Below are 5100 nucleotides of genomic sequence, written 5' to 3' on the forward strand. Positions count from 1 at the left end.
TGCATATTCCACCGATTTACAATGTGGCACGATTTACGAAAGATTTTTTTGATAATTCCCTCATTGGAATCTTAATTGTAGGCTTAGGAGCCGCCGCCAAATTGATAAAAAGTTGGATAAACGAGCAATCCATCAGGTCTGAGCTTGAGAAAGAGCAGCTTAAAACAAACCTCAATCTGTTGAAGAATCAGGTTAGCCCTCACTTTTTTATGAATACCCTCAATAATATCCACGCACTTATTGACATTGATTCAGAGAAAGCTAAAGATTCTATTATACTTCTCTCTACAATGATGAGGTATCTGCTTTATGACTCTTCACATGATAAAATCAGTCTAAGCAAAGAGATCGAATTTATCGAAAGTTATATCGCCCTGATGAAGCTCAGGCATAACGAAAAAGTGAGGGTTGAACTGAATTTCCCTGACAATGCAGGGGAGATAAAAATTCCGCCTATGTTATTCGCTTCATTTATCGAAAACGCATTTAAGTATGGAGTGAGTTACAAGGAAGATTCCGCATTCTATTTTGAAATAAAAATAGATAATGACTTACTGATATTCAAGGGAATTAATGGTATAAATAAGACAAACCGCCTCTCCGATTATGGCGGACTGGGGATTGTAAATACCAGACAAACCCTGGACTTATTATATGGTAATAATTATAAACTGACCGTTAATGAGAGCGACAAATTTGAGGTCGAACTAATAATACCACTATGATTATTAAATGCGTAGCAATCGATGATGAGCCTTTGGCTTTGGCTCAGATATCCGAATATATAAAGAAAACTCCTAATCTGGAGTTCGTTGGCGATTTCGAGAACGGTTTAGATGCTGTTGAACCTATCGAAAAACAAGATGTAGGGTTGGTATTTGTGGATATAGATATGCCCGGTATTAATGGAATCGACCTTGTAAAATCTCTGATTAGAAAACCGTACATCGTTTTCACAACAGCGTACAGCGAATATGCCATTGACGGATTTAAGGTAGATGCTCTCGATTATCTGCTAAAGCCCATTTCATACTCCGTTTTTTTGAAAGCTGCTAATAAGGCTTTAAGGATGAAAGAACTGGAGCTTTCGTATATTGAGGAAGTTAAAACTAACAGTGAATATTTGTTTGTAAAATCAGAGTACAGATTAGTCCGGATCAATTTCAATAACATCAAATATATAGAGAGCCAACACGAGTACATCAAAATACATCAGACAAGCGGCAACGATATTTTGACTCTGATGAGCCTTAAAAACATAGAGACAATGCTCCCCTCCCAATTTCTAAGGGTGCATCGTTCATTTATAGTTAATAAGGAGAAAGTTGAAGTAGTGGAAAGAAACACGGTCGTTTACGATAATAATGTACGAATCCCTGTCGGTGAGCAGTATAAAGAGAAATTTCAGGAATTTCTAAGTAAGGGATTCTGAGTGATATTTCTACTTGCTCCAATATTTTAAAATATAGAGCTACAGCTAGAATTCTGAGACTTGAAAATAAGGCGCCAAGTTTACCATCAACTTTTGAATAAAAGGTTACTTTAAGTCGTAGTATCTTTATTTACAAAACAAGTTAAAGATATGTTGGCTATTTTCAAATAGTTGACATGGCATTTTGCTAATCTGATTTTGCAGTACTTCTGTTTTATGTTCTATGTGATTCCTTCGTTGTATGATATTAGTGTTTTTATAAATTTGAAAACTTATTAATTGTCTCAATATTTTGTATAGCTTTATACTTACTTATGTGCAGGCTTTCTATAGATATGCTTTAGTTATCACATGAATATATACAATCAGAGGCTCTTTTATCGTTCTAACAAAACTTAATTAGTTAACAACAATTTATGGAAATAAATAATGATCTGAAGGAAATTGCGAAACTCTTTTTAAAATTGGGTACTATTGCCTTTGGAGGACCTGCTGCACATATTGCGATGATGGAAGACGAAGTGGTCAAAAAGAAAAAATGGATGACTCAAGAACATTTTCTAGACTTAATAAGTGCAACCAATCTTATTCCCGGACCCAATTCTTCTGAAATGGCCATGCACTGCGGACACGAGCGAGCCGGATGTAAAGGTCTTGTCGTTGCCGGATTATCTTTCATCCTTCCGGCTGTTCTTATTACATCAGTGTTTGCGTGGCTCTATCAACAATATGGTCAATTACCCAATGTCACACCTTTTATATATGGAATAAAGCCTGCCGTAATTGCAATAATTATAGGAGCATTGGTGAGTTTAGGAAAAAAAGCGTTGAAAAATATTGAATTGGGAATTTTAGGAGTTTTGACAGTTATTGCGTGTTTGATGGGTATCAACGAGATAATAGCCCTGCTAGGCTGTGGTGGTGCAGGGCTCATATTATATTATCTGAAAAACATAAAGGCAACCGTAAACAGTTTTGTTCCATTGGCTCTCTTTGTTGGAGTCTCAGGTAATGTGCCTGTCGGAAGTTTAAAAATCTTTCTGCTGTTTTTGAAGATTGGAGCCCTGCTGTATGGTAGTGGCTATGTATTGTTTGCATTTTTAGACGCAGAGTTAGTTGTTAGTGGGTATCTTACCCGTCAGCAGCTTATTGATTCCATTGCTGTGGGACAATTTACACCCGGTCCGGTTCTTTCAACGGCGACATTTATCGGTTGGCAATTAAATAAATGGAGTATGGGGTGCTATGGTGGCAACTATTGGAATATTCTTACCCTCTTTTCTGTTTGTAATTGTATTGAATCCGGTTATTCCCAAACTACGCAAATCGAAACCTATGGCAGCCTTCCTCAATGCTGTAAATATAGCTTCGGTCGCAGTTATACTAGCTGTTTGTCTAGAAATGGGCAAAGAGACATTGACCGATTGGCGTACAATTGTTATAGCTGTTCTAAGCCTGCTTGTAATTTTTGTTTTTAAGAAGATGAACAGTGCATTTATCGTTTTGGGAAGTGCGATTGTAGGTTATCTATTATTCTTAATATAGTATAGGATTTATGTTGAAGTAAGTTTTGGACTTCGCATCCATTGATAAACAAACTAAATTATGAAGAAAATTATACATGCTGTTTTAAAGACAGCACAGGACTACAAGCCATTGATACCACGTATTATTGTAGGGTGGGTATTTTTATCCGAAGGGATACAGAAATACATCTTACCGGAATTAGTAGGAGCCGGACGTTTTGAGAAGATCGGGTTTGCCAACCCTGAGTTCTTGGCTTATTTTGTCGGAACATTTGAGATTATTTGTGGCTTACTTCTATTATTGGGCTTGTTGACTAAGATCGCAACAATTCCTCTTATCATAATTATGTTCACTGCATTAATTACAACTAAATTGCCTGTTTTACTCGATAAAGGATTCTGGGTTATGGCACATGAGTCCCGTACAGACTTTTCGATGACATTACTACTTCTCCTATTACTCATTTATGGTGCAGGAAGGTTTTCATTCGATCATTTTTTCTACAAAAAATTAGATAAAAGATAACCGGCATTCATTGCTTGGATCTTAAGTGAACCCGTAGTGCATTAATCATACAATATAAGTTTTTCAATTATTATTATTATTTAATTTATGATCTGCATAACTACCAGACCCATAACCTTATAAAATGTTATATTTTTGAAACCATCAAAATTTTGGCATAGTTTCTACGAAATCATAAACTGATCACAGAGCTGAGAGAACAAGGTTTCAATACGTTTTCTTGATTTTCTAAAGATAAAGGCTTAATGTTTATAATTGTATTGATTCTTGTGCATAGGAATCTCTAAGTTGATATTTCTGGTTTCTTCCGGACCAAAGTTATTATCTATTAGAACAGTTACTTCCATTTACGATTCATGATTGCATTGATGCCCCTCTTGGTGATGGTCGCATCCTTCGCCCGAATCAATAATCTTTCCATCCAGAAAATCCTGAACTACCTTCGATGCATTACCCGAACAACCACGATATACTTTAATCCCATGGCCGGTCAACACCTTTAAAGCTCCAGCCCCCATATTACCGGCAAGCATGACAGTCACGCCCTCTTCCTGTAAAAGAGATGCGATATTGCTTTTACATCCGCATCCTTGCGGTGATGGATATAATTCAGCATTTTCGATATTTTTATCGTTGTCTATTGTGAAAACCGAATAGGCCTCACAGTGTCCGAAATGGTCGTCCACAATATTTCCTCTTGTTGGTACAGCAATTTTCATATTATCTGCTTTTTTAATTGATTTATAATTTCGTTGATTGTTTTTGGTGACTGAGGTATTACTATTTGAATATCATTTTCTCTTAAATACACAATAGCTATGGTTCCAAAGCGGCAGGCTACTACTATTCCTACATTTTGTTCTAATAGAAAATAAGCTGCCTTCGCTCCTGCATTTTTCGGGCTTGATGTCGCCGGATTTTCTACAAATATAGCTTCGAGTGTTTCTGTATTATATAAACAAAAATAGCGACATCTCCCAAAACTGCCTGAAACTGTTTGATTCAAATCATTCTCATCCGATGAAATTGCGATTATCATAATTCAGGTTTATTTAAAGTGACAGCAAGTCTCCCGCAAAGTGGACATTTTGCTTCAGAATCATTTTTTAATGTAAAGACTATTTCACAGTCATCGCATTTATACCATTTTGCTATCTCGGTATTTCCTCCTTCAAAGATAATCGGTGAAGCCTCAATAAAAGCTATTGCTATCTTTTTGCGTACACTTTCATAAATACGCGTAAATGTAGGACGAGATATATTCATCAGATTAGCAGCCTCCGCCTGAGATAAATGCTCATAATCGCATAATTTCAAGGCTTCGTATTCTTCAAAATTGATAATAACGGCATCCTTCCTTTTATAAAGCAACCCCAAAGGCTTAAACCCGCTAAAATGAGGAGCCATCTGGATAAATCTGTTTTTCTTTGTACGTGTCATGCTATTCTTCTTATCGCAAATATAATATAAATATCATTATGAACATAAGTTCATAATGATATTATTGAGGTCTCAAACTTTATTTATAGTTGAATCTGAATAACAAGAAGTTCCTTCTCCAGCTTCAGTTGTTTGTACATCGCTACAACATTCATCTGATGGAGTTAGTTCCACAG

The 5100-nt window shown here is 36.1% G+C and carries 7 protein-coding genes and 2 pseudogenes; 5 read left to right on the forward strand and 4 right to left on the reverse strand.

Features of this window, described 5'->3' with window-relative positions; genetic code table 11:
- The 5 genes and pseudogenes from G7Y56_RS18065 to G7Y56_RS18080 all read left to right on the forward strand — a co-directional run.
- Positions 1–725: sensor histidine kinase (locus tag G7Y56_RS18065; protein ID WP_185154009.1), on the forward strand; the 725-nt coding region annotated here is incomplete at its 5' end.
- Entirely contained in the window at positions 722–1432 is a 711-nt protein-coding gene (locus G7Y56_RS18070) for a LytR/AlgR family response regulator transcription factor (RefSeq protein WP_370457720.1), read from the forward strand. The genes G7Y56_RS18065 and G7Y56_RS18070, both read left to right, overlap by 4 nt.
- Positions 1433–1848: 416 nt before the next feature.
- A pseudogene (chrA, locus tag G7Y56_RS18075) lies at positions 1849–2598 on the forward strand (chromate efflux transporter); the annotation flags it as partial.
- A 79-nt stretch (positions 2599–2677) separates the two neighbouring features.
- Entirely contained in the window at positions 2678–2977 is a 300-nt protein-coding gene (locus G7Y56_RS18920) for a chromate transporter (protein ID WP_370457722.1), read from the forward strand.
- A gap of 60 nt (positions 2978–3037) precedes the next feature.
- Positions 3038–3484, forward strand: a complete 447-nt coding sequence (locus G7Y56_RS18080; protein WP_165027281.1) for a DoxX family protein — start codon at positions 3038–3040, stop codon at positions 3482–3484.
- A gap of 80 nt (positions 3485–3564) precedes the next feature.
- Here G7Y56_RS18080 and G7Y56_RS18925 read toward each other — a convergent pair.
- The 4 genes and pseudogenes from G7Y56_RS18925 to G7Y56_RS18095 all read right to left on the reverse strand — a co-directional run.
- A pseudogene (locus tag G7Y56_RS18925) lies at positions 3565–3780 on the reverse strand (IS982 family transposase); the annotation flags it as partial.
- Between the two features lie 51 nt (positions 3781–3831).
- Complete coding sequence (locus tag G7Y56_RS18085; protein ID WP_165027284.1) at positions 3832–4203, reverse strand: NifB/NifX family molybdenum-iron cluster-binding protein; 372 nt, start codon at positions 4201–4203, stop codon at positions 3832–3834.
- The gene (locus tag G7Y56_RS18090) at positions 4200–4523 is read right to left on the reverse strand and encodes a NifB/NifX family molybdenum-iron cluster-binding protein (protein ID WP_165027288.1); all 324 of its coding nucleotides are present in this window, start codon (positions 4521–4523) and stop codon (positions 4200–4202) included. The genes G7Y56_RS18085 and G7Y56_RS18090 overlap by 4 nt, the downstream gene beginning before the upstream one ends.
- Positions 4520–4924, reverse strand: a complete 405-nt coding sequence (locus tag G7Y56_RS18095; RefSeq protein WP_165027291.1) for a DUF134 domain-containing protein — start codon at positions 4922–4924, stop codon at positions 4520–4522. Before G7Y56_RS18095 ends, G7Y56_RS18090 begins: the two co-directional genes overlap by 4 nt.
- Positions 4925–5100 lie beyond the last annotated feature (176 nt).

Source organism: Dysgonomonas sp. ZJ709 (assembly GCF_011039195.1).
Taxonomy (GTDB): domain Bacteria; phylum Bacteroidota; class Bacteroidia; order Bacteroidales; family Dysgonomonadaceae; genus Dysgonomonas.